Raw genomic sequence first — 24,345 nt, forward strand, 5'->3', positions numbered from 1 at the left:
TGTCGATGCCGAGGGAGGCGCCATGATCCTGCTCCGCCGTGAGCTCGGCGACGTGCTGCGCAGTGTGCGTCGTGAGCAGGGCCGCACCCTGCGCGAAGTCGCGCAGGCGGCACAGCTGTCGCTCGGCTATCTCTCCGAGATCGAGCGTGGTGAGAAGGAAGCCTCGTCCGAGTTGCTCGCCGCCGTCTGCGACGCCCTGGGTGTGCGTATGTCGGAAGCACTGCTCTCGGTCTCCCAGCGCTTGGCAGCTGCCGAGCAGGTCGCCGCGCCGGTGCCGCTCCCGGTCCCGGAGGCCGCCTCCGTCGTCTCCTCCGCGGCCTGATTCACCCTCCCGGCTGACAGCCGGGACAGAACACCAGCGTCCGCTGCGTCGCTGCATCTGCGATCGGACCGTTGCGCAACAATCTCCCGCACCGTGGGCAGGGCTCACCGACATGCCCGTATGCCGTTGCGGCGTCAGCCCATTCGGTGCGTTCGATCGACCGGTGCAACAGGCGGTGCGCCGTCTCCAGCAGCGCGCCCAGTCCGTCGTCGGTCAGCTGCCCCACGGTCGACCACGGGCTGAGCCGTCGGGCGAAGAGCGTCTCGGTCGTCCAGATCGTGCCGAGCCCGGCCAGGTTGCGCTGGTCCAGCAGGGCCGCGCCGATCGTGCGGTCCGGCCGTCGCCGCAGCCGTTGCGCCGCCGCGCCGGGGTCCCAGTCGGCGCCCAGCAGGTCCGGGCCGAGGTGGCCGACCAGCCGGTGCTCGTCACGGGTGTCCACCAGGTCGAGCATGCCGAGCCGCTCGCCGATCGCGGTCCGGCCGGTCGTGGCGAGCAGTGCGCGGATCGCCGGATTGCGCACCGAACCCGGCGTCATCGAGCCGGTAGGGCGGACCCGCCAACTGCCGTCCATCCGCAGATGGCTGTGCAACGTCAGACCCGAGTCGAGCCGGTGCAGCAGGTGTTTGCCGCGGGGGACCACCTCGACGGTGGTCATCCCGTGCAGGTGCGTGCCGGCGAGGCTGGGCCACCTCAGCTCGCACCCGACCAGTGGCGCACCCCGCAGGGCGTCGTCGAGACGCCGTGCGGTGCGCCATACAGCGTCGCCTTCGGGCATGTCTCGCATCATCTCAACACTGGTATGACGATCGGTGCGTCGGCGGTCCCTAGGCTGGCCCGCATGACCGACCCAGCCCGTGTGATCCCGCCGTGGTGGCAGCGGCACCTGCTCGACGTCCTGGCCGCCTTCGGTGCGCTCGCCGTCATCGGGTCGGCGAGCCACCTGCACGTCCACGGATCCGAGCGCGGCATCGACGCGCTCGCCATCGCGCTCGGCCTGGTGGGTATGGCGGCCGTGGTCGCCCGGCGGGTCTCGCCGCTGGCCAGCCTGGTGGTGCCGTGCGCCGCGGTCGGTGCCTACCTGCTGCTGCACTACCCGAACGGGCCGGCCTACTTCTTGCTGCCGCTCGGCGTCTTCTGCTTCGGTTTCTACGCACGGCGAGGTCCGGCACGGCGGCTCGGACCGGTCGCGGTGCTCGTCGTGGCCGCGTGTGCGTATGTCGCCGGCGGGCAGGACACCATTCTGCGGGTCTCGATCGTGCTGAGCTGGGGCATCGCTGCGCTCATCCTCGCCGAGTGGTTGCGAACCATCGCCGACAGGGCGATTGAGCGTCGAAAGGCCTTGCAACAGCAGCAAATACGTGCACAAGTGGAGCAACAGCTGGAGCTGGCGAGGGACCTGCACGACAGTGTCGCCCACGCGTTGACCGCGATCACGGTGCAGGCTGCGCTCGCCGAGCGACTGGCCAAGGACCACCCCGAGCAGGCGATCGAGGCGGCGCGGGCCGCGCGCATCGCCGGCCGTGACGCGCTCGCGGACCTGGGCGCGATCGTCGGGTCGCTGCGCGAGCCGGGCGCCGCGCCGACCCGGCCGCAGCACGGGCTCGACGAGATCGACGGCCTGGTGGCGGGTGCACGCGAAGCCGGACTGCGGGTCGAGGTGGACAGCGGTGCGCTGGACGGGATCGCCGCCGACGTGCAGGCTGCGGCATACCGGGTCGTCCAGGAGGGGCTGACGAATGCCGTGCGTTACGCGCCGGGCGGGCGACTCGCGCTGTCCATGACCGCGGAGCGGTCCGCGTTCCGCGTCGAGTTGGTGGACGACGGTCCGGCGGAGGGGAGCATCGCACAGCCCTCGGGCGGCGGGCACGGCCTGGTCGGTATGGCGGAACGTGTCCGCGCGACCGGCGGCGTGCTGCGGCACGGGCCACGTCCCGACGGTGGATACTTCGTCGAAGCACGTTGGGAGACACCGTGATCCGAGTGGTAGTCGCCGATGATCAGGCGCTGGTCCGCCGCGGCTTCGCCACGCTCGTCGGGCTCGAACCGGACATCGACGTGGTCGCGGAGGCGACCACCGGGCACGAAGCCGTCGCAGCTGCGAAGGAGCACCGGCCCGACGTGCTGTTGATGGACATCCGGATGCCCGACCTGGACGGGCTCGAGGCGACCCGGCAGATCACCTCGGACCCGCAGCTCGGCGGCGTGCACGTGGTGATGCTGACCACCTTCGACCTGGACGAATACGTGTTCCAGGCTTTGCGATTCGGCGCGAGCGGATTTCTGGTCAAGCACACCGACCCGGACGAACTCGTGCGTGCGCTGCGTGTCGTCGCCGCGGGTGACGCCTTGTTGTCGCCGACGGTGACCCGGCGGCTGATCGCCCGTTTCGCGACGGAGCACGAGGACGTCATACCGTCGCAGGGGCGGAGCGGGCCGTCGCCGCTCGCGGCGCTGCTCACCGAGCGCGAACGCGAGGTGGTCGGGCTCGTCGGCCAGGGGTTGTCCAACGACGAGATCGCCACCCAGTGGTTCGTGAGTCAGGCGACCGTGCGCACGCACGTCAGCCGGGCGATGACCAAGCTGCACGCGCGCGACCGGGCACAGCTGGTCGTCATCGCCTACCAGCACGGCCTGGCCACCCCACCCGCCACCTGACGCCACCCCGCACCCGCCACCTGACGCCACCCCGCACCCGCCACCTGACGCCACCCCACCACCGAGAGGCTCAGCAAATCCCGACGGGCTCAGTAAACCCGGCATTTCGGAGTGGTTGGACGGGCGAATTGCTGAGCCTCTGGGCGTTATGTGGGCCTGTCGGGCTGGGGGGCTCAACATCTGACGTATGCCGATCTCGACGCACGACCGATGTGCATTCGCGCGAGCGACGACACGCTTGAATCATGAGTGAACAAGCAGTGTTCGAGAAGATTCAGGATTCCCGGCCGGGGCCGGGACGCCCCGGGACGGACGGTCTCGAGGTGGTCGCGGTCACCGGGCTCACCAAGCGGTACGGTCGCCGCACCGTCGTCGACGGGGTCGACCTACACCTGGCGGCCGGTTCGATCACCGGCCTCATCGGCCCCAACGGTGCCGGCAAGACCACCATCATGTCCATGTTGCTGGGCCTGGTCCGGCCGACCGCAGGTCGCGGCACCGTGCTGGGCCACGACCTCACCCGGCCGGCCGACTACCTTTCGCGTGTCGGTGCGCTCATTGAGGGCCCCGCGTTCTTCGGCAACCTGTCGGGGCGGGCCAACCTGCAGTACTTCGCTCGCCTCGGAGGACACGACCTGGCCGGCATACCCGAAGTGCTCGACCTCGTCGGATTGCAAGGGCGAGAAGGAGATTCGTACTCGTCGTACTCGCTCGGCATGAAACAGCGACTCGGCATCGGGGTCGCGCTGTTGGGCGACCCGGACCTGGTGATCCTCGACGAGCCGACCAACGGCGTCGATCCGGCAGGGATGCGTGACATCCGGGCCATGGTGCGGCGGATCGCGGCAGACGGGCGCACCGTGCTCATCTCGTCGCACCTGCTGGCCGAGCTGGAGCACGTGTGCGACCGGGTCATCGTGCTGGATCAGGGCGGGTTGCGCTACAGCGGGCCGTTGCACGAGCTGCCCAGCTCGCGGGCCGAGGTCATCCTGCTGCGCGGGTTGTCCCCGGAGGACGACAGCGCGCTGCACCGGTTGCTCACCGCGCAAGGGCGCACGGTGGAACGCCGCGCCGACGGCTTCGCGGTGGACGTCGGCGACGACGAGCCGGAACGGCTCGCCGGTGAACTGAGCCGCCACGCCATCGGCCAGGGTGTCGAGCTCGTCGAGCTCCACCATCAGAAACAGTCACTCGAGGACCGGGTGCTCGACCTGGTCGGCACAGGGAGCAGATCATGACAGCTATTTCGCGGGCACCGCGCACGAACGGCGCGGCCCTGAAGAACACGTTCGTCGCTGAGTGGATTCGGTTGTCCACCAAGCGAACCTGGCTCATCGCCATACCTTTCACCATCCTGTACTCCGCGATCCTGACCGTGGTGATGATCGACACCGCGCCGGTCCGCGCGAACGGCGGCGTGAGCCTGCAGGCGCTCGGGCAGTCCGGGGGTGGCACGCTCGCGGTACGCACCGCGGTCGCCTTCACCTCGGTACTGATCCTCGCGCTGTTCGTCGGGATGAGCGCCGGCTCCTTCGCCCGGGGGACGTGGCGCGCGTCGTTGCTGCAGCAGCCGAGGCGGCTCACGCTGGCGGCGGGCACGTTCGGCGCCCGCATCGCGATCAGCGCTGTCGTCGTGGTCGTCTTGTTCCTTGCCGGGCTGATCACGGCATACCTTGTCGCGCCGGGGCAGGGGGTGGACACCGGTTCGTGGCTCGATGCGACATCACTGCGGATGGCCGGCGAGGACTATCTGCGGACGATGGGCTTCATCGCCGGTTGGGCGGTGCTCGGCACGCTGCTCGGCATCGTCACCCGCTCGGTGCCGATCGGTCTCGGCATCGGCATCCTGTGGGCCGGCCCGATCGAGAACGTCCTGGGTGACAGGCTCAGTCTGGGCGGCGAGTGGTTCCCCGGGCTGCTGCTGCGGTATGTCGTCGCCCCCGAGACCGCGACCGTCACCGGGATCGCACTGACACTGCGCCTGGTCCTGTATGGCGTCGCGGCGCTCGTCGTGGTATCGACGCTGCTGCGGCGCCGCGACGTCAGCAGCTAGCGTCACCGGCGCAGGCGCAAACCCTTCGGCGCGGTGTGGAATCCGGCATCGAGGAGCGCCCGTGCCAACGGGTGCTCGGTCCGCAGCGCGGGCTCGCCGTCGATCGATTCGACGGTCAGCCCGCGCAGCCGCGGCGCGCCGTGCGCATCGGGTGGCAGCACGACGAGTGCGGCGAGCGCCGCGGCGGCCGCCTGCAACTGGTCGGCGGCGTCGGTGAAGGTGAGCACCGTGCGACCACCGCGCTCGACGAACAGTGCGGGCTCGCCGTCGGCCAGCACGACCATGGCGCCGGCGCGGCGGCTGGGCCGGTGCTCGACGGGGGCGTCGTCGCGCTTCGGCCAGGGCAGCGCCGCCCCGAACGGATTGGCCGGGTCGGCCGCCGCCAAGACGATGGTGTCGACCTCGGAGGCCGGCACGACATCCCACGGATTGCGTTGTTGCTCAACCCTTTTGCCACTGGCACGCAACCGGTCGACGGCGCCGGCGCCACCGAACTGGGCCGCCCCGAGACCCTCGACGAAGTAGCCGCGCCGCACTCGCCCGGAGTCTTCCGCGGCAGCGAGCACCCGGTAGACGCCGGCGAACCCGCCGGGCACGCCCTCCGCCTGCACGGCGCCACGTGTCACGATGCCGTGGCGGTCGAGCAACACCTCGGCTTCGGCGAACGTGCGAGCCGTGACGTCGGTCGCGAGCTGCGGCAGCGCCGACCACCGACCGGTTGCGGTGGGCGGACCCCCACGCGCCGTCGTCCGCGATCCGCGTGGTCGCATCCCACCGAGCGCCCCGGGCCGTCCGTAGCGTGATCGGCGCGGCCCTTGCGGGCGCGACTTGTGCGCGGTGCGGCCGCCAGCCAGCAACGCCCGCACCGGAGCGAACGTGTCACCGCTGATCCGCCCGCCCCACACCAGATCCCACAGGGCCGCGAGCACCTCGGCGTCGCCCATGTGCGTGTCCGGATCGGTGACCGAGTCGGCGAGTGCCCGGAAGAAGTAGGCGCCACCGCTCTCCAGCAGACCGAGCAGCTGCCGGTGCAGTTCGGTGAGGTCGACGGTCTCGTCCGGCGGTGCCAGCGTCAGCGGCGAGGTCTCCGCCGGGTGCAAGGACACCCAGCCGTCGTCGCCCGGCAGCGATGCGTGCCCCTGCCAGACGACGTCGCCACCGGCCATCAGCTCGTCGAGCATTCCCGGGTGGTATGACGCCACCCGGGCCGGCAGGATCAGCGTCTCCAGGGCACTTGCGGGCACCCGGGCGCCGGCCAACTGCTCGACCACCCGCATGACCCCGTCGACGCCGCGCAGTGTGCCGCCGACTCCCTGCCACGCCGGCAGGAACCGGGCCAGGTCCTCGGCCGGGACCGGCTCCACCTCGGCCCGCAGTGCCGCGAGGGAGCGCCGCTTGATGGTGCGCAACACCTCCGGGTCGCAGTAGTCGACGCCGTGCACCCCGCCGCCGAGCTCGGTGGGTCGTAGCTCGCCCTCGACCAGCCGACCCGCCGAGGTCAGCCGGCGCAGCGCGTCGTGCGCGACGGTGCGCCCGATCCCCAGCGCCTCGGCGACCTCGACGTCGGGGAACGGCCCGTGCGTGCGGGCGTGCCGGGCCACGAGGTCGCCGAGCGGGTCGGCAACCGGCTCGAGGAACGCCGCGGGAAGACCCGGGGGGAGTGCCACCCCGAGCGCGTCGCGCAGTCGGGCCGCGTCCTCGATCGCTGCGTAGCGGACGGCGTCACCCCAGCGCACCTCGATGACACGGCGCGCCGAGGTCAATCCGGTGATCCACGAGCTGATCTCGCCGCGGACCTCGGATCTGGTGCGGGCGGCGATCTGCTCGCCGGTGAGCGGGCCGAGCACTCGCACGAGGTCGGCGAGATCCTCGGCGTGCCGGCAGGCGCGCTCGGGGGTGAGGCGCTGCAGGGCCAGCTCGGTGTCGCGGACGACGGTCGCGTCGAGCAGGTCGCGCAGCGACGCTCCCTCGCCGGTGCCGAGCAGGTCGGCCAGCAGTGACGGGTCGAGCGCCAGGGCCGCGGCACGGCGCTCCGCGAGCGGTGAGTCGCCCTCGTAGAGGAACTGCGCGACGTAACCGAACAGCAGGCTGGCGGCGAACGGCGACGGTGCGTCGGTGTCCACCTGCACGACCCGCACCCGCCGGGCGGCGACGTCGCCCATCAGGGTCTCCAGGCCGGGCACGTCGAAGACGTCCTGCAGACACTCGCGCACGGCTTCCAGCACGATCGGGAACGACGGATAGCGCGCGGCCACCTCGAGCAGTTGGGCGGACCGTTGCCGCTGCTGCCAGAGCGCCTGCCGACGACCCGGGGTGCGGCGCGGCAGCAACAGTGCCCGCGCCGCGCACTCCCGGAAACGCGCTGCGAACAAAGCGGATCCACCGATCTCATCGGTGACGATCGCGCTGATCGTCTGCGGGTCGAGCAGCACCATCTCCAGGAGTCGAGCCGGGTCGGCCGCGTCGCTGTCCGGGTCGATGTCGGGCAGCCGCAGCACGATGCCGTCGTCGCCGTGCATGGTCTGCACCTCGATGCCGAGGCGTTCGCGGATCCGCGCCGCGATCGCCAGCGCCCACGGCGCGTGGACCGGCGCGCCATACGGCGAATGGATGACGACGCGCCAGTCGCCGAGCTCGTCACGGAAGCGTTCGACGACGATCGCCTTGTCGTGCGGGACCTGGCCGGTCGCCTCCTGCTGCTCGCGCAGGTAGGCGAGCAGGTTGTCGGTCGCCCACTCGTCGAGCCCGGTGTCGGCGACCGCCGCCCGAGCCGCCGTATCGTCGAGGGTAACCAGCTCACGGACGAATTCGCCCAGGGCAGCGCCTAGTTCGGCCGGGCGGCCGGGCGCGTCACCCTTCCAGAAGGGCAGACGGCCGGGCTGGCCGGGAGCGGGCGTGACGAGCACCTGGTCGTGGGTGATGTCCTCGATCCGCCAGCTCGTGGTGCCGAGGGTGAAGACGTCGCCGACGCGGGACTCGTAAACCATCTCCTCGTCGAGCTCACCGACACGGCGACCGGGTCCCTCGCCGCCGGCGAGGAACACGCCGTAGAGGCCGCGGTCGGGGATGGTGCCGCCGCTGGTCACCGCGAGCCGCAGGGCGCCCGGACGACCGCTCAGCGTGTCGGTGATGCGGTCCCACACGATGCGGGGCCGCAGCTCGGCGAACTCGTCGGACGGATAGCGACCGGCCAGCATGTCGAGCACCGACTCGGTGACCGTCCGGGGGAGTGTCGCGAACGACGCGGTGCGGCTCACCAGCTGCTGCAGCTCATCGACCGACCAGTCGTCCATCGCGCACATCGCGACGATCTGCTGGGCCAGCACATCGACGGGATTCTTCGGTATGGCGAGGGATTCGATCATTCCCGCACGCATGCCGGACACCACGACGGCGGACTGCACCAGATCGCCGCGGAACTTCGGGAAGAAGACGCCGTGGGAGACTGCGCCGACCTGGTGGCCGGCACGGCCGACGCGCTGCAGCCCGCTCGCCACGCTCGGCGGGGACTCGACCTGCACGACGAGGTCGACCTCGCCCATGTCGATGCCGAGCTCCAGGGAGCTGGTCGCGACGACGGCCGGCAGCCGGCCGGACTTGAGCGCGTCCTCGATCTCGGCGCGCTGCTCCTTGGCGACGGACCCGTGGTGTGCACGTGCGAGAACGCCTGGTGCACCTTTGGATTGGCCGGATTGCGCCATCACCTGCGCCGGCGGCCCGCTCGAGTGAGCGAGCTGGTCACCGGACCGGTCGGCCCAGATCTCGTTGAGCCGCGCGGTGAGCCGCTCGGCGAGGCGGCGGGAGTTGGCGAAGACGATGGTCGACGTGTGTGTCGCGATCAGGTCGACGATGCGTTCTTCGACGTGCGGCCAGATCGACGCTCGCTCAACGGGATCACCCGATGGTCCATCGACGTCGGCGGCGACCTGACCCAGCTCGGTCAGGTCGGGAACGGGCACGACGACGTCCAGCTGCCAGTGCTTCTCGGCCGGTGGCTGCACGGTCGTCACCGGCCGCCCGCCGGTGAGGAACCGGCCGACCTCCTCGACGGGTCGGACGGTCGCCGACAGCCCGATGCGCTGCGCCGGTCGCGGCAGGAGTGCGTCGAGCCGCTCCAGCGAGAGGGCGAGGTGCGCCCCGCGTTTGGTGCCGGCGACCGCGTGGACCTCGTCGACGATGACGGTCTCGACACCGGCCAGCGCCTCCCGCGCCGCCGAGGTGAGCAGCAGGAAGAGCGACTCCGGTGTCGTGATCAGGATGTCGGTGGGCCGGCGGGCGAAGGCGCGTCGCTCGTTCGCGGGGGTGTCGCCGGACCGCACCGACACCGACACCTCTGGCCGGTCGATGCGCAGCCGGTCGGCGGCGTGCTGGATGCCGACCAGCGGCGAGCGCAGGTTGCGCTCGACGTCCACGGCCAGCGCCTTCATCGGCGAGATGTAGAGCACCCGGCACCGGGCCCTCGGGTCCTCCGGCACCGGCTCGCGGATCATCGCGTCGATCGCCCAGAGGAACGCCGACAGCGTCTTGCCGGAGCCGGTGGGCGCCACGACGAGCGTGTGGTCGCCGTTGCTGATGGCATCCCAGGCGCCGGCCTGGGCGGGGGTGGGCGCGCTGAACGACCCCTCGAACCACGCGCGGGTGGCGGGGGAGAAGCGCTGCAGGACGTCGTTCGTCATTCCAGGGCTAGCTTCGCACCCGGGTCCGACATACCGGCTCGCCGTGTGCGTCATACCTCTCGGCAGGAAAGCGCAGCGGCATGACGCTTACGCTGGTGCGGTGAAGCATTCGGAGTACAGGCGGCTGATGGCCGACGAGTTCGGCACGGCGTACGCCGGGGTCCTCGGCGGCAGCCACGTCCTGCAGAAGCTGGGCAACCGCACCCCGGACGAGGCGCTCGCCGACGGGGTCAAGCCGCGTGAGGTGTGGTTCGCGGTCTGCGAGGACCTGCAGGTGCCCGAGGAGCGCCGGCTGGGCCGCGACATACCCATCAAGGAGCGTCGCGACGTGTGACGGACGCCGGCTGTGGCGCTGGGTCCTCATTTCGCAGCCGGCGTCCGCGGGTCACCGCACCGGCGCGCCGGGGCCGAGCGGGATGCCGAGCGCCCACCAGAGGAAGAACAGCAGCGTCCAGGTGACCGTCATCGCGATGGCGAGTGGCAACGTGTATGACGCGAGCGTCCCGATGCCGGCCTTCTTGCGATACCGCTGCAGGAAACCGAGCGCCATGATGAAGTACGGGCTCATCGGGGTGATCGCGGTGGACCCGGAGTCGGCGATCCGGAAGATCGCCTGGGTGGTCTCCGGCGGCACCGACAGCAGCATCAGCGTCGGCACCAGCACGGGCGCCGCGATGGACCACATCGCCGAACCGCTCGTCACCAGGACGTTCACGATGCTCAACAGCGCGAGCACCATCAGGAAGATGATGGGCGCGGGGACGTTCGCCTGGTCGAGCAGGTCGGCGGACTTGACCGACATGACGTCGCCCAGGTTGGTCCAGTCGAAGTAGGCGAGGAACTGCGCGATCGCGAAGAACAGCACCAGCACCGGCGCCATCTGCTTGATGCCCTCGGCCATCAGCCGCGGCGTGTCACCGATGCCCTTGAGCGCACCGGTGCGCAGGCCGTAGACCATGCCGGTCGCGCCGAACAGCACGGCGATCACGAAGGCGATGCCGTCCAGGAACGGTGACTCGGCGATGCTGCCGCCCTCACCGCGCAGCGGCGACCCGGGCGGTATGACGATCGCGGCGACGACGACCAGCAGACCGAGCAGGGTCAGGCAGGCGGCGCGCACGGCGGACCGCTCGCGGTCGGACAGGTGCAGGTCGCCGATCTGGTCCAGGTCGACGTCCGGGTCGGGGTCGAGGTCCGGTCGCTTGGCCAGCACCCAGCGGGTCATCAGGGTGATCACCGTCGCGAGCAGCAGTGACGATGCGATGTTGAAGAACCAGTTGCTCACCGCCGACACCGTGACGTCCTTGTCGATCAGCCGCGCGGCCGAGGTGGTGATGCCGGCGAAGATCGTGTCGTTCGGTGTGGGGATCGGGCTCGCGTCATACCCCGAGGCGATCGAGGTGTACGCGACCACGATGCCGAGGATCGGTGACCTTCCGACCGCACGAAATGCCAAGCCGCCCAACGGAACAAGGATGATGTATGCCGCGGCGGACGCCACGTGCGACACGGTCCCGAGGAACGCGACCGCGAACACCACGGCGGAAGCGGGGACCCGGGACACACCGATCTTCATCACCGCGGCGAGGAACCCGGTGCGTTCGGCGACGGCCACGCCCATGATCACCACGACGATGGTCGCCATGGGCGGGAAGGTCGCGAAGTTGTCGACGGCGCTCGACAGCGCCATCGCGAGCCCGTCGCCGCTGAACAGGTTGCGCACCGCAACCGTCTTGTGGTCGCTCGGCGACACGACGCTCACGCCGGCGCCGGCGAGGATCGCGCTGAGGATGCCGAGGACGGCGGCCAGGATCCAGAAGAGCCAGAACGGGTTCGGCAGGGCGTTGCCGGCCTTCTCGACCACGCCCATGGCGCGGATGATGAACGGCAACCGGTCCTGCTCGTCGTCCTGCTTCGATGCGGTGGGTGTGGAGGTGGTCATGACGTGGCTCCCGTCGGGGTGGCGAGGCGGTGCTTGCTGAAGAACCGCCACATCACGTCCTGTGCGGCGATCGTGTGGGTGACGTGTCCGCCACCGGAGTAGGTGTGGGTCCCGGGCCAGACGTGTCCGCCGCCGGTGACGGCGACGTGCTCGACCTCGGTCCCGGAGGCGCAGTGCTTCCAGCGATAGACGTTGATGTCGGTGCCGATCCGACGGATCGACGGGTTCGGTGCACACCTGTCGCGGGCCGCCCAGTCGGCGACGTAGGAACGGATCGCCGGCAGGTCCCGGTCCGGGTCCCCGCCATACGGGATGGTGGAGTCACCGGTGCCGTGGATGTCAAGGACGGCAGTGGGTTTCGCGTTCTCACAGCCCTGCCGTGCCTGAGGGTAGAACGCCCCGGAGTTCGGTGCGAAGGCAGCGAACCGGTCCGGCAGGCGGCAGGCGAGCAGCCCGACGAACCCGGCGCCGTTGGACTTGCCCGTTGCGTAGGTGCGGGTCGGGTCGACGCAGTAGTCCGACTGCAGCTGGTCGAGCAGGTCGGAGGTGAACTGCACGTCGTCGACCCCGGGCGGTGCGTATGGCGCGCCCTGCCACGCCTGTCGATAACCGGAGCCGGTGCCGATCATGCCGTTGGGGTAGGCGACGACCGCGGGCAGTGACGACAGGCCGGAGAATCCTTCGATCTCGGTGCCGGTGCTCCCGCGTCCGTGATAGGCGACGATCAGCGGCCAGTCACTGTGTCGTTCATAGCCTTTCGGCAGATGCAGGATGAACGAGCGGTCGTGGCCGCCGCTGGTGATCGTGTATTTCGCACTCGCGCCGGACTCCTGGTCGGTGCGCTTGGCGCATGCGGTCGCGGAGGAGTGCGCAGCGCTCGCTGTCGAGTGGCTGCCCTCCGGTGGCAGGCTGTGCGCGACGGCCGGGCCAGCCACTGCGGCGGTGGCCAGCAGCGTTGTGCTGAGGACGGCGGTGCGTTGCCGGATCTGCTTCATGCTGGGTTCCTTTCGGTCGGGTCGAGGGCGCACTCGACCCACCGGACGGCTCGTGGAGGCGACCGGGGACGGGGTGGGTGATCAGGCGGCGAGCCACTCCTGGACGTAGTCGACGAGTGCTGAGGTGACGGTGTCGACGATCACGCGGCCCTGATCGGCCGTCGCGGTCGTGGGATCGCCCAGCACGCCGTTCGCGCTGAGCTCGTCGTACCGGCGCGCGAGTGCCGGGGCCGTGCGTCGCGCGATGCGCGACACGGGGTCCAGCTGGTCCAGGGACGTGGTGCCCGGTGCCAGCCGGTCGGTGCGCACCAGTTGCGGCGCGACGTGCAGCATCTGTGCGGTCTCCGACTCGCCACAGTGCCCGGTGACCTCGGCGCGGTTCAGCTGCGCGGTCGCGGGCCCGGCGAGGGAAGCTATTGACGTCCAAGCGAATTCGACGTCGGGGCGGTCGTGCATCAGGTCCTGCGCGAGGGCGCCGAGGGTGGCGTTGTTCCCGGCGTGCCCGGTCAGCACCAGGATCCGTCGCCAGCCGTGGAGTGCGAGGCTGTCGACATACTCACGGGCGACCCGCAGGAACGTCGCCGGACGCAGGGTGACGGTGCCGGCGAAGCCCAGGTGGTGGGGCGAGACGCCGACGGGCAGGCTCGGTCCGATCACGACGCGGCCGGGGACGGCCGCGGCGACCCGATCGGCCATGTCTTCGGCGCGGATCAGATCGGTGGCCATCGGCAGCGCGGGCCCGTGTTGCTCGAACGCGCCGGCGGGCAGCACGACGACGTCACCGCGGGCGACGGACTCGGCCGCGTCGTGTGTCGTCAGCTCACCGAGGCGGTATGTCGCGGCGGCCGTTCGCGGGGTGCTCGTCATGACGTCCGTCCGGCGTCGTCGGCCAGCACGGCGCGGATCGACCGCAGGTGGGACGCGGTGACGGCCGCCGCCCCCTCGGCGTCGCCGGCGCGGATCGCGTCGAGGATCTGCTGGTGCTCGGCGTGGTCGCGTTCGCGGTCGTCGTAGCGGTGCCGGATCTGGACCTGCTCGCGGGATCGCAGGTGCAGCAACGCTTCCAGGGTCTCGGCGACCAGCCGGTTGCCGGTTGCGGCGGCCACCGCCACGTGGAAGTGCACGGCGGGTCGTTCGTCGCCGCGTTGTGGGGTGAGCGCGTTCGACAACGCGTTCTCGAGCAGTTCGAGGTGGGCGTCGGTCCGGTTGCGTGCGGCCTCCGCGGCGATCGGTGGCTCGAGGAGCAGACGCGTGGCGATGAGCTCCTCGGTGGAGTCCCGGCCGGCGTGCTGGTTGACGACCATCCGCCGGTCGAGACCCGCCCCGACATACGTGCCGGAGCCGTGGCGGAACTGCACGACGTCGGTTGCCTCGAGCCGGCGCAGTGCCTCGCGGACGGTCGGGGTCGTGACCTCGAAGCGCTGGGCGAGTGCCCGGGACGATTCGAGGGCGTCTCCCGGTCGCAGCCCTCCTTCGACGATGAGGTCGACGATCTCGTCGGCGAGGCGACTGGTCAGCGATGTCTGTGCGGTCACAAGAAGTGACTAGATCACTTAATGACCTGATGTGTCAAGGGTCACAGCCGAGATCGGCGGGACCGTGGCGGTAGATTCGAGCCATGCCGCACGTTCAACCGGACCGGGTGCGCGCCTGGGATCCCGGCGTGCCGGGGATCCGCGAGGTGCTGCACGCGTCGTGGGCGGACCACCACTACCCGGCACACACCCACGACGCGTGGACGTTGCTGATCGTCGACGACGGCTACATCGGGTATGACGTGGACCGGCACCGGGACCGCGCGGACGCCGGCGTCGGCGTGACCCTGTTGCCACCGCACGTCACGCACGACGGGCATCCGCTGACGTCCCAGGGCTTCCGAAAGCGCGTGGTCTACCTGGAGGAGTCCGCACTGCCCGAGCGACTGATCGGTCGCTGCGTGGATGCACCCCTGGTGCTGGATTCCGCGCTGCGGCAGCAGGTTTCGGCGTTGGACACGGCGCTCGCCGTGGCCGATCGCGCCGCCGCAGCGTCGCACCTCGCGCTGGTGTCCGACGTGCTCCGGTGGCACCTGAACGGCCGGCCGGAGCTTCCCCCGGTCGACCGCCGGGCCGGTGCGCGGCTCGCCGCGCAGGCACGGGACATCCTGGACGCGGATCCGGTGGATGCGCCGTCGGTCCAGCAGTTGGCGGACCGGCTGGAGGTCAGCGCGGCGCACCTGATTCGCGTGTTCACGCGTGAGTTCGCCATACCCCCGCACCGGTATGTGACCGGTCGGCGGCTCGACCTGGCGCGCCGCCGACTGCTCGACGGTGATTCGCCGGCCGACGTGGCGGTGGCCACCGGGTTCTACGACCAGGCGCACTTCCATCGCCATTTCACCCGCTTGTTGCGCACCTCGCCGGGTCGCTTCCGGGTGGCCGCCTGAGCCGGCTCCGCCCGACGGCGTCAGTCGCCCGAGGTCGCGAACGTCGCCACCTGGTCGACCGCTGCGTGCAGCGCGTGCCGCAGCGGGCCGATCTCGCCCGCCGCCTGGGCCAGGAGCATCCCGCCCTGGAAGGCCGCGAGCAGCAGGTCCGCCAACTGTGCCGGGTCGGCGTCGTCGCCGAGCTCCCCGCGCTGCTGCATCTGCTCCAGGCCGGTGCGGAAGATCGACCGCCACTGGTCGAAAGCGTCCGCGAGCTCGCCGTGCACGTCGAGGTCGGTCTTGATGATCTCGCTCGCGAGCGAGCCGAGCGTGCAGCCCTCGTGATAGGCCCGCTCGTAACCGATGTAGAAGTCGGCCCACTCCCGGAACGCGTCGATGCTCTCGAAACCGGCGAACCGCTCCTGCCGGTGGAACGACAGCACGCTCTCGGCCTGCCAGCCGATCACCGCCAGCACGAGATCCTGCTTCGTGGGGAAGTAGTGGTTGATCTGTGAGCCGCTGACGCCGGCGACCCGGCGCAGCTTCTCGTTGTTGGTCGCATGGACCCCGTCGGCGTAGATGAGGTCGGCGGCGTGCCGCAGGATGCGGGCGCGCGTGGCCTGCCCCTTCGGGGTGAGTTCGCCGGGCTCGGGGGCTCGTGCGGTGCGCTGCATGGGAGCACTGTAGCAAAAATGGGCTTGACAACCCATTTCTTGTCGGCTTCACTACTGAATGGGCTGAGCAGCCCAATAAATGCATTCGACATACGAAGGAGCACGCCATGAAAGCGATCGTGGTGACCGACCCCGCTGACGGACTCGCCGGGATGAGGCTGACCGAGCGGCCCGAGCCGTCCGCGGCGATCAACGACGTCGTCGTCCGGGTGCACGCCTCGGGTTTCGTCCCGACCGAGCTGGACTGGCCGTCGACCTGGCGTGACCGCGCCGGGCGCGACAAGACCCCGTCGATCCCCGGCCACGAGGTGGCCGGCGTCGTCGCGGCACTCGGCTACGGCACGACCGGGCTCACGGTCGGGCAGCGCGTGTTCGGTCTGGCCGACTGGCACCGTGACGGGACCCTGGCCGAGTATGTCGCCATCGAGTCGCGCAACCTCGCGCCGCTGCCCGGTGACGTCGACTTCGCGACCGCGGCCGCGTTACCGATCTCCGGTCTGACCGCATGGCAGGGGCTGTTCCAGCACGGCCGGCTCGAGGCGGGGCAGACCGTCCTCGCCCACGGCGCAGCGGGCGCGGTGGGTGCGCTGGTCACCCAGCTCGCGCGGGAGGCCGGCGCCTACGTCATCGGCACCGGGCGCGGCGCCGATCGGCAGCAGGTCCTCGATCTCGGAGCCCATGAGTTCGTGGATCTGCACCGTGATGCGCTGACGGAGGTCGGGAGCGTCGATCTGGTCTTCGACGTCATCGGCGGCGACGTGCAGAGGGAGTCCGCGGCCCTGCTCAGGCCCGACGGCACCCTGGTGTCGATCGTGGGCCCGGTCGACGCACGGCCGGTCGACGGCCGTGCGATCGACTTCGTCGTGGAGGCCGACCGGGGTGCACTGACCCAGATCGTGCAGCGGGTGCGGGACGGGCGGTTGCGGGCGAACATCGGCGAGGTGGTCGGCCTCGACGACGCGGTCGGCGCGTTCACCTCGACGCAGCGACACCACGGCAAGATCGTCGTCACCATGCGTGACGTCTGACCCCTGGGCGTCCTCGCGCGTGGCCGGTCAGTTTCGTACAAGACGGGGGCGGCCCGGCGGCCGCACGATGACGGGCATGGAAGCCCCTGACCTGCTGACCCCGCCGTTCGCCACCAAGATCGCGATCATCGTGCGCGACGATCTCGCCGCCTGGCAGCGGATGAACGTCACCGCGTTCCTCGCGTCGGGCATCGCCGCCGCCAACCCGGAGCTGGTGGGTGAGCCCTACCGGGACGGCAGCGGCGGAAACTACCTGCCGTTGCTGGGTATGCCGGTGCTCGTCTTCGAGGGCGGCGCTCGCGAGCTGGCCACTGCGCGGGGCCGGGCCGCGACCCGGGGGTTGCGGGCCGCGATCTACACGCAGGAGATGTTCGGGACGGGGTATGACGCCGCCAATCGTGCCGCGACCGCCGATGTCCCGGCCGAGCGGTTGGACCTCGTCGGCTTCGCCGTGCACGGCCCGAAGAACTCCGTCGACAAGGTCGTCAAGGGCACCCATCTGCACCCGTGAAGCGCCCGTCCGACCGGGTGTCGAACGCCGACACGCCACGCCGAGATGCTTCGTACGGATGTTCGGGGTTCTGGTCTAGGCTCGTCCACAAGTCCCCGAAAGGCGGCCCGTCGTCCACAGGTGCGTGGACATCATCCGACGGGTTGTCGGTGCGGGGGCCTAGCGTCTGACGCGTTCCAGAGCCCGACCGCACAGCGGGCCGCGGACGGTCGCCGGTGGACGCGACCCACCACGAACCTGAAGGAGTGCCGCACATGGCAGCAAAGACGGCAAGCGCGACCGGCGCCGCCGACAACAAGCTCAAGTCACTCGACACCGTGCTCGCCCAGATCGAGAAGGCGCACGGCAAGGGCGCGGTCATGCGCCTGGGCGACGACGTCCGGCCGCCGATCGACGTCATCCCCACCGGTGCCATCGCCCTCGATGTCGCGCTCGGCATCGGTGGCCTGCCACGGGGGCGCGTGGTGGAGATATACGGGCCGGAGAGCAGCGGAAAGACCACCGTGGCGTTGCACGCGGTGGCCAGCGCCCAGAAGAACGGCGGCATCGCGGCGTTCATCGACGCCGAGCACGCGCTCGACCCCGAATACGCCAAGAAGCTCGGCGTCGACACCGACGCGCTCCTGGTCAGCCAGCCCGACACCGGTGAGCAGGCGCTGGAGATCGCCGACATGCTGATCCGCTCGGGCTCGCTCGACATCATCGTGGTCGACTCCGTCGCCGCGCTCGTGCCGCGCGCCGAGATCGAGGGCGAGATGGGTGACAGCCACGTCGGTCTGCAGGCCCGGCTGATGTCCCAGGCGCTGCGCAAGATCACCGGTGCGCTCAACAACACCGGCACGACCGCGATCTTCATCAACCAGCTCCGGGAGAAGATCGGAGTCATGTTCGGCTGCTTCTCCTACGGCACCCGGGTGACGCTGGCCGACGGAACAACGGAGAAGATCGGCAAGATCGTCAACCAGAAGCTGGAGGTCGAGGTCCGCACCTACGACCCGGACACCGATCGGATCGTGAACCGACCGGTCACCGGATGGTTCGACAACGGGCCCACCGACAAGTTTCTGCAGTTCACGGTCGAGAAGTCCGGTGGTAACGGCCGGTCACAATTCGCCGCAACCGAGAACCACCTCATCCGCACTCCCGGCGGCTGGCGTGAGGCCGGCGAGATCATCTCCGGGGACCGCGTCATGGTGAGCGAGACGGCGCGGCTCAGCGATCAGCAGTGGCAGGTCGTGCTCGGTGGCCTGATGGGTGACGGGCACCTGGCACCCAACACCCGTGGTCGGCACGGTGTCCGATTCCGCATGGGACATGGTTCCAAGCAGGCGGACTACCTGGACTGGAAATGCACGATGCTCGGGAACATCGGGCAGTCGCGGTCCGAGCGGCCGAACGGTGCTGTCCATGTTGACCTTTCACCTCTTCCGGAGCTCGGGGAGCTGCGCGAGGTCGTCTATTGGGGCGATGGCAAGAAGCACCTCACCGAGGACTTCCTCAAAGCCTTGACGCCGCTCGCTCTTGCCGTCTGGTACATGGATGACGGCTCGTTCAGCCTGCGGTCCAAGGGCCTGCAGGAGCGCACCGCCGGCGGCAGTGGCCGCATCGAGATCTGCGTCGAGGCGTTCAGCGAGGCATCGCGCGAGCGAGTCGCCGCCTACCTGCGTGACGTGTACGGCGTGGACTGCCGCCTACGACGCAGCGGCGAGCGGCAGGTCGCCGTGCTGACGATGTCGCGTGCCGGCACCGACCGGTTCCAGGAGATCGTCGCTCCGTATGTGCACCCGTCGATGGCCTACAAGCTGCTGCCGCGTTTCCAGGAACAGTTCGCGGTGCAGCCGGAGTTCGTCGAGCCTCACGAGGTGCTGATCCCCGCATCCGTGCTCGACGTTCACCTCAAGCCGTCGACCCGGTCGATGCATCGCTTCGACATCGAGGTCGCCGGCACGCACAACTACTTCGTCGACGGCGTGATGGTGCACAACAGCCCCGAAACGACCACCGGTGGCAAGGCGCTGAAGTTCTACGCCTCCGTCCGGCTGGACGTGCGGCGCATCGAGACGCTCAAGGACGGCACCGACGCGGTCGGCAACCGCACCCGGGTCAAGGTCGTCAAGAACAAGGTGTCCCCGCCGTTCAAGCAGGCGGAGTTCGACATCCTCTACGGCCAGGGCATCTCCCGCGAGGGCGGCCTGATCGACATGGGTGTCGAGCAGGGCTTCGTGCGCAAGGCCGGCGCCTGGTACACCTACGAGGGCGACCAGCTCGGCCAGGGCAAGGAGAACGCCCGCAACTTCCTGAAGGACAACCCCGACCTGGCCGACGAGCTGGAGAAGAAGATCAAGGACAAGCTCGGGGTCGGCCCGAAGACCGAGGAGACGACCGAAGACGGCGGCGTCGTCACGGCGGTCGACTTCTGATCATCGTCTCGGGGGACCGGCCACCCGAGGTCCGCTTCGGGCGTCCGGTCCCTCGAGACGTGCAGCTCCACCGAGGACGAAGTGATCCGCCAGCACCATGAATCCCTTTGACAGCGCATCCGATTCGTTGCCGGACTTCATCGACCCGGCAGACGTCATCGTCGGCCCGTGGGCCGGCTCGGGCGACAGCACCGAAACAGCCGCTGGGCGAGGACGTCGCACCGCGCGGCAGGCCCGCAACGATCGCGAACCACCCGCCGACCGCGGCGGCCCGGATGCCGACCCCCACGAGGTCGCGCGCACCATCGTGCTGCGGCAACTCGCCGCGGCACCCCGCACCCGCAAACAACTCGCCGACAAGCTGCGCGAACGCGGCTGCGCCGACGACGTCGCGACGGCGGTCCTCGACCGGCTGGAGCAGGTGGGCCTTGTCGACGACGAGGCCTACGCGAGCACCCTGGTGCGTTCCCAGCAGGCGAAGCGCGGGCTCGCCCGGCGGGCCATCGCCCAGGAGCTGCGCCGCAAGGGCGTCGACGACGAGGTGATCCGCGACCAGCTCGACGCCATCGACGACGAGAGCGAGCGGGACCGGGCGCGGGCACTGGCCGACAAGAAGCTGCGGTCCATGCACGGTCTCGACGCCACCGTGCAGGCCCGCCGGTTGGCGGGGATGCTCGCCCGCAAGGGCTATTCGTCGTCGACCGCCTGGTCGGTCATCCGCGAGGCGATCGCCGACGCCCCGGAGCACCAGCCGGACTGACCTGTGCCTTGACATATCGATCGTTGTGTTCGATATAGTGAACGAATGACGACGGCCGGATCCACCATCTCCGCCTCGGTCGGTGCCCAGATCCGGCTGCGCCGCGAGCAGCGCGGCATGTCCGCGGCCGAGCTCGCCCGCCGGTCCAACCTGTCGAAGGCCACCCTGTCGTCGCTCGAGTCCGGCCGGTCCAATCCGACCATCGACACGCTCGACGCCGTGGCGATCGCCCTCGGCATACCGCTCGCCGACCTGCTGGTCGAGACGACCCTGCAGCGGCCGCAGCTCGTGCGGGCGACCGAAGCAGTCGCCGACGGGCCGCAGCGGGAGCTGCTGCGCCGGGTCAGTGGCGGACACCAGGTCGAGATCTGGCGGCTACGGCTGCCCCCGCACACCGGCTTCGACGGTGTGCCGCATGCCACCGGCACCCTCGAGCACCTCATGGTCGCCTCCGGCACGCTGTCCGCCGGGCCCGCCGACGGCCTCGTCGAGCTGGGCCAGGGGGACCTGCTGGCGTTCCCCGGTGACGTCGCGCACTCCTACCGGACCGGGTCCGCACCCGCGGAGCTCACGGTCATCATCGCCTCCCCAGTGATCGGGTGATCCGCATGTTTGCTTTCGTTCCGCTGTTGCTCGCCTGGCTGGTCGCCGTTGCCAGTCCCGGGCCCGATTTCCTCGCCGTGCTGCGCACCTCGGCCGCCCAGGGCCGCTCCGCGGGCCTGCGCGTCGGTCTCGGAGTCGTCTGTGGCATCGCCTGCTGGGCCACTCTCGCCATGTGCGGGCTCAGCGCGTTGCTCGCGCGTTACGAGCACCTCTACCTCGTCGTGCGCGGCGTGGGCGCCGTCCTGCTGATCGGGTACGGCGTGCACGTGTTGTGGTCCTCCCGTGCGGCGGCCGCGGACATTGCACCGCAGCAGCCGCCCACGTCCGGAAAGTACTGGCGGCTCGGTGTTTTCACCAACCTGGCCAACCCCAAGGCCCTGGTCTTCTTCGGCGCGCTGTTCGCCACACTCATGCCACACCACGAGAGCGCGGTGATGCGCGGTGCGGTCCTGGTTGCCATGCTCCTGATGGCCATCGGCTGGCTCGCGATCGTGAGCTGGTGCGCCGGGTCCCGGCCGGTCGTCGCGGCCTACCGGCGGCTGCAGCGCGCCATCGACCGCGTCGCGGGAGGACTGTTCACCGCGATCGGCCTCAGCCTGATACCGCGCTGAGAGCGAGGCGGGTGCGCGCGATCAGATGCGGATCGGGCCGGCGTCGGACGCCGGAAAGGACTCGATCGACGGGACAACAGCCGTCGGGTCGAGCCGGGTGAGCCGGTCGGGATCGAGCAGGATGTCCACCTGCCGGATGCGAGGATCCGTCGCGGTGCTGAGCGCCACGGTGAAGACCATCACCGACACCGCGGCCCCGCCCTCGACGACGACGACCGCCGGCCGCCCGTTGGCGAGCACCGGCAGCAGCGTCGCGCCCGGACGGTCGAACATCGCCGCCCGCCGCGCGACGGCGTCCCGGCCGCGGACGATCGCGGAGGCACTGCTTCGGGCATCGCCACCGTCCGCGCGCAGGACGGCATGCGGGTGCAGCAGGCCGAGCAGCGCGTCGAAGTCGCCGTCGTGGGCGGCCGCGAAGAAGGCGTCGACGACGGCCCGCTGCGCCCGCGGCGCCGGAGCCGCCCGGCTGGGTTCGACCGCCCGGACGCGTCGCCGGCCACGGCTGGCGAGTTGCCGTGCGGCTGCTGGCGAGGTGTCCAGCAGGTGCGCGACCCGGTCGAACGGCACACCGAACATGTCGTGCAGGACGAGCGCCACCCGCTCCGTCGGTGACAGCGCGTCGAGCACGACCACGAGCGCGAGCCCGACCGCGTCGGCGAGCACCGCTTCCTCGGCGGGGTCCACCGCCCGGCGTCCGGTGGCCGGCTGCTCCCCGCGCTCCTCGCCGGCCGATGTCAGCACCAACTCGGGCAGCTCGACACCAACCAATTGCTCGGGACGCGTGGTGCGTTCGCGCAACCGGTCCAGGCAGATGCGGCTCACGACGGTCGTCAGCCAGGCGGCCAGGTTGTCGATGGCCCCGGTGTCGGACCGGCTCAGCCGCAGCCAGGCCTCCTGGACGGCGTCCTCGGCGTCGGCCCGGGAGCCGAGCAACCGGTAGCCGACCTCGCGCAGGTACGCACGATTGCTCTCGAACTGCTCCGCGAGCCAGTCCTGGTCCGTGCTCATCCGCGTGCTCCTCCGTCACGTCGCGGGAAGGTGCGCCAGGCGACCAGCGCACCGGCGGCCAGCAGGCCGGCGCCGACCCCGACCGCCCAGTGGAAGCCCTGCTCGAAGGATGTCACCGCAGCCTGGTGGTATGCCGGACCGAGCGTGCGGCCGACCGAGCTCACCCGGCCGGCGACGACGTCGGCGCCCTGGCCGGCGGTGCCGGGCGAGGTATGCCGCCGCCACGCGGCCAGGGTGCGGTCGGCCGCGACATACCCCAGCAGGGCCAGACCGACGGCGGTGCCCACCTGGCGGGCCGTGTTGAGCAGGCCGGACGCGATGCCGGTGAGCGGCGGCGGCACCGCACCCATCGCCACATGGGTCAGCACCGGCACGAACGCCCCGAAACCGGCGCCGGAGAGGACGAACGCCACGGCGACGACCGCCCACGGGCCGGGCGTGCTCGCCAGCGTCAGCAGCGCGGCCCCGAATCCGGCGAGGAGGCAGCCACCCGCGACCAGCGTGCGCGCGCCGAAGCGCTCGCGCACGGCGCCCCCGAACTGCGCCATGCCGAGGAACGGGATGTTCATGAACAGCCAGGACAGCCCGGTGCGCAGCACCGACCAGCCGGCCACGTCCTGGCAGAAGAGCGTGGCGAAGTAGAGGATCCCGCCGAAGGCGGCATACGCCATCAGGTAGACGGTGGCGGCCGCGGCGAAGCCGGGCATGCGCACCAGCGCCGGTGGTGCCATCGGGTGGGCGGCCCGCCGCTCCCACCCCGCGAAGCAGCCGAGCGCCACCAGGCCGAGGAGCAACGGACCCGCGACGGACGGTGCGGTCCACGGGTGTCCGCCCGACCGGCTGAGCCCGTACGTCACGGCGACCAGACCCACCGCGCACAAGACGGCACCGAGCCGATCCAGCGGGTGCTCGCTGCGCCGCGACCGCGGCACGGTGACCGTGGCGCCGGCGAGCACGAGTAGCCCGACCGGCACATTCACCCAGAACACCACCGACCAACCGGCCGTCGACAGGAGCAGGCCACCCGCCACGGGCCCGACACCGAAACCGGTGCCACCGACCGCGGCCCAGGTGCTGATGGCCCGTGCCCGCGACCGCGCAGGAAAAGCGGTGGCGATGATCGACAAGGTCAGCGCGAGCATCGACGCGCCGCCCGCCCCCTGGATCGCTCTGGCGACCACGAGTTCGACACCGTCGCGGGCCAGCGCGCACGCCGCCGAGCCGGCGACGAACACCCCGACCCCGACGAGGAACACCGGCCGGTGGCCGAACCGGTCACCGAGCGCCCCCGCGACCGGCACGAACGCCGCCAGACTCAGCGCGTAGGCACTCACCACCCACAGCAAGGTCCCCGCGGCCAGCCCCAGCCCGGACTGGATGCGGGGCAGGGCGATGTTCACGATCGTGACGTCGAGCTGGATGATGAACGCCGCCAGACACATCACGGCCAGGGTCAGGCGCCGATGGTGGGGGATGGTCTTCCGGGTTCTGCGGGGCAGGGTGTCGGTGGTCGTCATGGCGTCGATCGCTCCTCGGTCGTGCGGGTTCCGCGGAGACGACGGGCGGCGGGCCGCGAATGTGACGGGGCGCGCCGGGTCTCAGTCTGATACCGCGCGGAGCCGGGCCCTCGCTCGCGGTCTAGCCGCTCGCGGTCTAGCGTGAGGCCATGAGCACCCCACGACG

General features: G+C 70.6%; 21 protein-coding genes and 1 pseudogene. 13 read left to right on the forward strand and 9 right to left on the reverse strand.

From position 1 onward, the window contains the following. Positions 1–22 precede the first annotated feature (22 nt). Positions 23–322, forward strand: coding sequence for a helix-turn-helix domain-containing protein (locus tag FHU39_RS02390; RefSeq protein WP_183318617.1), 300 nt, complete (start codon positions 23–25; stop codon positions 320–322). Between the two features lies 1 nt (position 323). Here the strand turns inward: FHU39_RS02390 and FHU39_RS02395 are convergent, their stop codons facing one another. Then, the gene (locus tag FHU39_RS02395; RefSeq protein ID WP_183318620.1) at positions 324–1,097 is read right to left on the reverse strand and encodes an Fpg/Nei family DNA glycosylase; all 774 of its coding nucleotides are present in this window, start codon (positions 1,095–1,097) and stop codon (positions 324–326) included. A 63-nt stretch (positions 1,098–1,160) separates the two neighbouring features. On the opposite strand from FHU39_RS02395, the gene FHU39_RS02400 reads away from it, so the two are divergent. From FHU39_RS02400 to FHU39_RS02415, 4 genes are all read left to right on the forward strand, one after another. After that, positions 1,161–2,297 carry a sensor histidine kinase gene (locus FHU39_RS02400; protein ID WP_183318622.1) on the forward strand — a complete coding sequence of 379 codons (1,137 nt, stop codon included), beginning with the start codon at positions 1,161–1,163 and terminating at the stop codon, positions 2,295–2,297. After that, the gene (locus FHU39_RS02405; RefSeq protein WP_183318624.1) at positions 2,294–2,977 is read left to right on the forward strand and encodes a response regulator; all 684 of its coding nucleotides are present in this window, start codon (positions 2,294–2,296) and stop codon (positions 2,975–2,977) included. The genes FHU39_RS02400 and FHU39_RS02405 overlap by 4 nt, the downstream gene beginning before the upstream one ends. A gap of 245 nt (positions 2,978–3,222) precedes the next feature. Beyond that, on the forward strand, positions 3,223–4,215 hold the full coding sequence (locus tag FHU39_RS02410; protein WP_183318626.1) for an ABC transporter ATP-binding protein: 993 nt from the start codon (positions 3,223–3,225) through the stop codon (positions 4,213–4,215). After that, positions 4,212–5,030, forward strand: coding sequence for an ABC transporter permease (locus FHU39_RS02415; RefSeq protein WP_183318628.1), 819 nt, complete (start codon positions 4,212–4,214; stop codon positions 5,028–5,030). Before FHU39_RS02410 ends, FHU39_RS02415 begins: the two co-directional genes overlap by 4 nt. A 2-nt stretch (positions 5,031–5,032) precedes the next feature. Here the strand turns inward: FHU39_RS02415 and FHU39_RS02420 are convergent, their stop codons facing one another. Beyond that, entirely contained in the window at positions 5,033–9,706 is a 4,674-nt protein-coding gene (locus FHU39_RS02420) for an ATP-dependent helicase (RefSeq protein ID WP_183318630.1), read from the reverse strand. Between the two features lie 100 nt (positions 9,707–9,806). Here FHU39_RS02420 and FHU39_RS23960 point away from each other — a divergent pair, with 100 nt between their 5' ends. Continuing rightward, the gene (locus tag FHU39_RS23960) at positions 9,807–10,040 is read left to right on the forward strand and encodes a DUF3046 domain-containing protein (RefSeq protein WP_183318632.1); all 234 of its coding nucleotides are present in this window, start codon (positions 9,807–9,809) and stop codon (positions 10,038–10,040) included. Between the two features lie 51 nt (positions 10,041–10,091). Here the strand turns inward: FHU39_RS23960 and FHU39_RS02430 are convergent, their stop codons facing one another. The 4 genes from FHU39_RS02430 to FHU39_RS02445 all read right to left on the reverse strand — a co-directional run bounded on the left by FHU39_RS02430 (position 10,092) and on the right by FHU39_RS02445 (position 14,178). After that, positions 10,092–11,648, reverse strand: coding sequence for an AbgT family transporter (locus tag FHU39_RS02430; protein WP_183318634.1), 1,557 nt, complete (start codon positions 11,646–11,648; stop codon positions 10,092–10,094). Next, the gene (locus FHU39_RS02435; RefSeq protein WP_183318636.1) at positions 11,645–12,643 is read right to left on the reverse strand and encodes a CE1 family esterase; all 999 of its coding nucleotides are present in this window, start codon (positions 12,641–12,643) and stop codon (positions 11,645–11,647) included. Before FHU39_RS02435 ends, FHU39_RS02430 begins: the two co-directional genes overlap by 4 nt. 81 nt (positions 12,644–12,724) lie before the next feature. Further along, a complete protein-coding gene (locus FHU39_RS02440; RefSeq protein WP_183318639.1) occupies positions 12,725–13,510 on the reverse strand; it encodes a creatininase family protein in 786 nt (261 codons plus the stop codon). After that, positions 13,507–14,178, reverse strand: a complete 672-nt coding sequence (locus FHU39_RS02445; protein ID WP_183318641.1) for an FCD domain-containing protein — start codon at positions 14,176–14,178, stop codon at positions 13,507–13,509. The genes FHU39_RS02440 and FHU39_RS02445 overlap by 4 nt, the downstream gene beginning before the upstream one ends. Before the next feature lie 83 nt (positions 14,179–14,261). On the opposite strand from FHU39_RS02445, the gene FHU39_RS02450 reads away from it, so the two are divergent. After that, a complete protein-coding gene (locus FHU39_RS02450) occupies positions 14,262–15,068 on the forward strand; it encodes an AraC family transcriptional regulator (protein ID WP_183318643.1) in 807 nt (268 codons plus the stop codon). 20 nt (positions 15,069–15,088) lie between these two features. Here FHU39_RS02450 and FHU39_RS02455 read toward each other — a convergent pair whose 3' ends face one another. Beyond that, positions 15,089–15,721 (reverse strand): TetR/AcrR family transcriptional regulator, encoded by a 633-nt coding sequence (locus tag FHU39_RS02455; protein ID WP_183318645.1) that lies wholly within the window; start codon positions 15,719–15,721, stop codon positions 15,089–15,091. Positions 15,722–15,828: 107 nt separating this feature from the next. Here FHU39_RS02455 and FHU39_RS02460 point away from each other — a divergent pair, with 107 nt between their 5' ends. From FHU39_RS02460 to FHU39_RS02485, 6 genes and pseudogenes are all read left to right on the forward strand, one after another. Beyond that, positions 15,829–16,749 carry an NADP-dependent oxidoreductase gene (locus FHU39_RS02460; protein WP_183318647.1) on the forward strand — a complete coding sequence of 307 codons (921 nt, stop codon included), beginning with the start codon at positions 15,829–15,831 and terminating at the stop codon, positions 16,747–16,749. A gap of 76 nt (positions 16,750–16,825) precedes the next feature. Beyond that, positions 16,826–17,260, forward strand: coding sequence for a DUF2000 domain-containing protein (locus FHU39_RS02465; RefSeq protein ID WP_183318650.1), 435 nt, complete (start codon positions 16,826–16,828; stop codon positions 17,258–17,260). 254 nt (positions 17,261–17,514) lie between these two features. After that, a pseudogene (recA, locus tag FHU39_RS25165) lies at positions 17,515–19,650 on the forward strand (intein-containing recombinase RecA); the annotation flags it as partial. A gap of 127 nt (positions 19,651–19,777) precedes the next feature. After that, the gene (locus FHU39_RS02475) at positions 19,778–20,440 is read left to right on the forward strand and encodes a regulatory protein RecX (RefSeq protein WP_183318654.1); all 663 of its coding nucleotides are present in this window, start codon (positions 19,778–19,780) and stop codon (positions 20,438–20,440) included. 45 nt (positions 20,441–20,485) lie between these two features. Then, the gene (locus FHU39_RS02480; RefSeq protein ID WP_183318656.1) at positions 20,486–21,043 is read left to right on the forward strand and encodes a helix-turn-helix domain-containing protein; all 558 of its coding nucleotides are present in this window, start codon (positions 20,486–20,488) and stop codon (positions 21,041–21,043) included. Between the two features lie 5 nt (positions 21,044–21,048). Next, positions 21,049–21,654, forward strand: coding sequence for a LysE family translocator (locus FHU39_RS02485; RefSeq protein ID WP_183318658.1), 606 nt, complete (start codon positions 21,049–21,051; stop codon positions 21,652–21,654). 21 nt (positions 21,655–21,675) lie between these two features. Here FHU39_RS02485 and FHU39_RS02490 read toward each other — a convergent pair whose 3' ends face one another. Together FHU39_RS02490 and FHU39_RS02495 are read right to left on the reverse strand one after the other, a co-directional pair. Then, positions 21,676–22,662 (reverse strand): sigma-70 family RNA polymerase sigma factor, encoded by a 987-nt coding sequence (locus FHU39_RS02490; protein ID WP_183318659.1) that lies wholly within the window; start codon positions 22,660–22,662, stop codon positions 21,676–21,678. Beyond that, positions 22,659–24,179, reverse strand: a complete 1,521-nt coding sequence (locus FHU39_RS02495) for an MFS transporter (protein ID WP_183318661.1) — start codon at positions 24,177–24,179, stop codon at positions 22,659–22,661. Before FHU39_RS02495 ends, FHU39_RS02490 begins: the two co-directional genes overlap by 4 nt. Between the last annotated feature and the right edge of the window lie 166 nt (positions 24,180–24,345).

The sequence above is a fragment of the Flexivirga oryzae genome (genome assembly GCF_014190805.1).
Taxonomy (GTDB): domain Bacteria; phylum Actinomycetota; class Actinomycetes; order Actinomycetales; family Dermatophilaceae; genus Flexivirga; species Flexivirga oryzae.

Coding starts and splice junctions, on each gene's coding strand:
- FHU39_RS02390 (WP_183318617.1), top strand. CDS start 23: ATGATCCTGCTCCGCCGTGAGCTCGGCGACGTGCTGCGCAGTGTGCGT.
- FHU39_RS02395 (WP_183318620.1), bottom strand. CDS start 1,097: ATGCCCGAAGGCGACGCTGTATGGCGCACCGCACGGCGTCTCGACGAC.
- FHU39_RS02400 (WP_183318622.1), top strand. CDS start 1,161: ATGACCGACCCAGCCCGTGTGATCCCGCCGTGGTGGCAGCGGCACCTG.
- FHU39_RS02410 (WP_183318626.1), top strand. CDS start 3,223: ATGAGTGAACAAGCAGTGTTCGAGAAGATTCAGGATTCCCGGCCGGGG.
- FHU39_RS02415 (WP_183318628.1), top strand. CDS start 4,212: ATGACAGCTATTTCGCGGGCACCGCGCACGAACGGCGCGGCCCTGAAG.
- FHU39_RS02420 (WP_183318630.1), bottom strand. CDS start 9,706: ATGACGAACGACGTCCTGCAGCGCTTCTCCCCCGCCACCCGCGCGTGG.
- FHU39_RS02430 (WP_183318634.1), bottom strand. CDS start 11,648: ATGACCACCTCCACACCCACCGCATCGAAGCAGGACGACGAGCAGGAC.
- FHU39_RS02435 (WP_183318636.1), bottom strand. CDS start 12,643: ATGAAGCAGATCCGGCAACGCACCGCCGTCCTCAGCACAACGCTGCTG.
- FHU39_RS02440 (WP_183318639.1), bottom strand. CDS start 13,510: ATGACGAGCACCCCGCGAACGGCCGCCGCGACATACCGCCTCGGTGAG.
- FHU39_RS02450 (WP_183318643.1), top strand. CDS start 14,262: ATGCCGCACGTTCAACCGGACCGGGTGCGCGCCTGGGATCCCGGCGTG.
- FHU39_RS02455 (WP_183318645.1), bottom strand. CDS start 15,721: ATGCAGCGCACCGCACGAGCCCCCGAGCCCGGCGAACTCACCCCGAAG.
- FHU39_RS02460 (WP_183318647.1), top strand. CDS start 15,829: ATGAAAGCGATCGTGGTGACCGACCCCGCTGACGGACTCGCCGGGATG.
- FHU39_RS02465 (WP_183318650.1), top strand. CDS start 16,826: ATGGAAGCCCCTGACCTGCTGACCCCGCCGTTCGCCACCAAGATCGCG.
- FHU39_RS02475 (WP_183318654.1), top strand. CDS start 19,778: ATGAATCCCTTTGACAGCGCATCCGATTCGTTGCCGGACTTCATCGAC.
- FHU39_RS02480 (WP_183318656.1), top strand. CDS start 20,486: ATGACGACGGCCGGATCCACCATCTCCGCCTCGGTCGGTGCCCAGATC.
- FHU39_RS02485 (WP_183318658.1), top strand. CDS start 21,049: ATGTTTGCTTTCGTTCCGCTGTTGCTCGCCTGGCTGGTCGCCGTTGCC.
- FHU39_RS02490 (WP_183318659.1), bottom strand. CDS start 22,662: ATGAGCACGGACCAGGACTGGCTCGCGGAGCAGTTCGAGAGCAATCGT.
- FHU39_RS02495 (WP_183318661.1), bottom strand. CDS start 24,179: ATGACGACCACCGACACCCTGCCCCGCAGAACCCGGAAGACCATCCCC.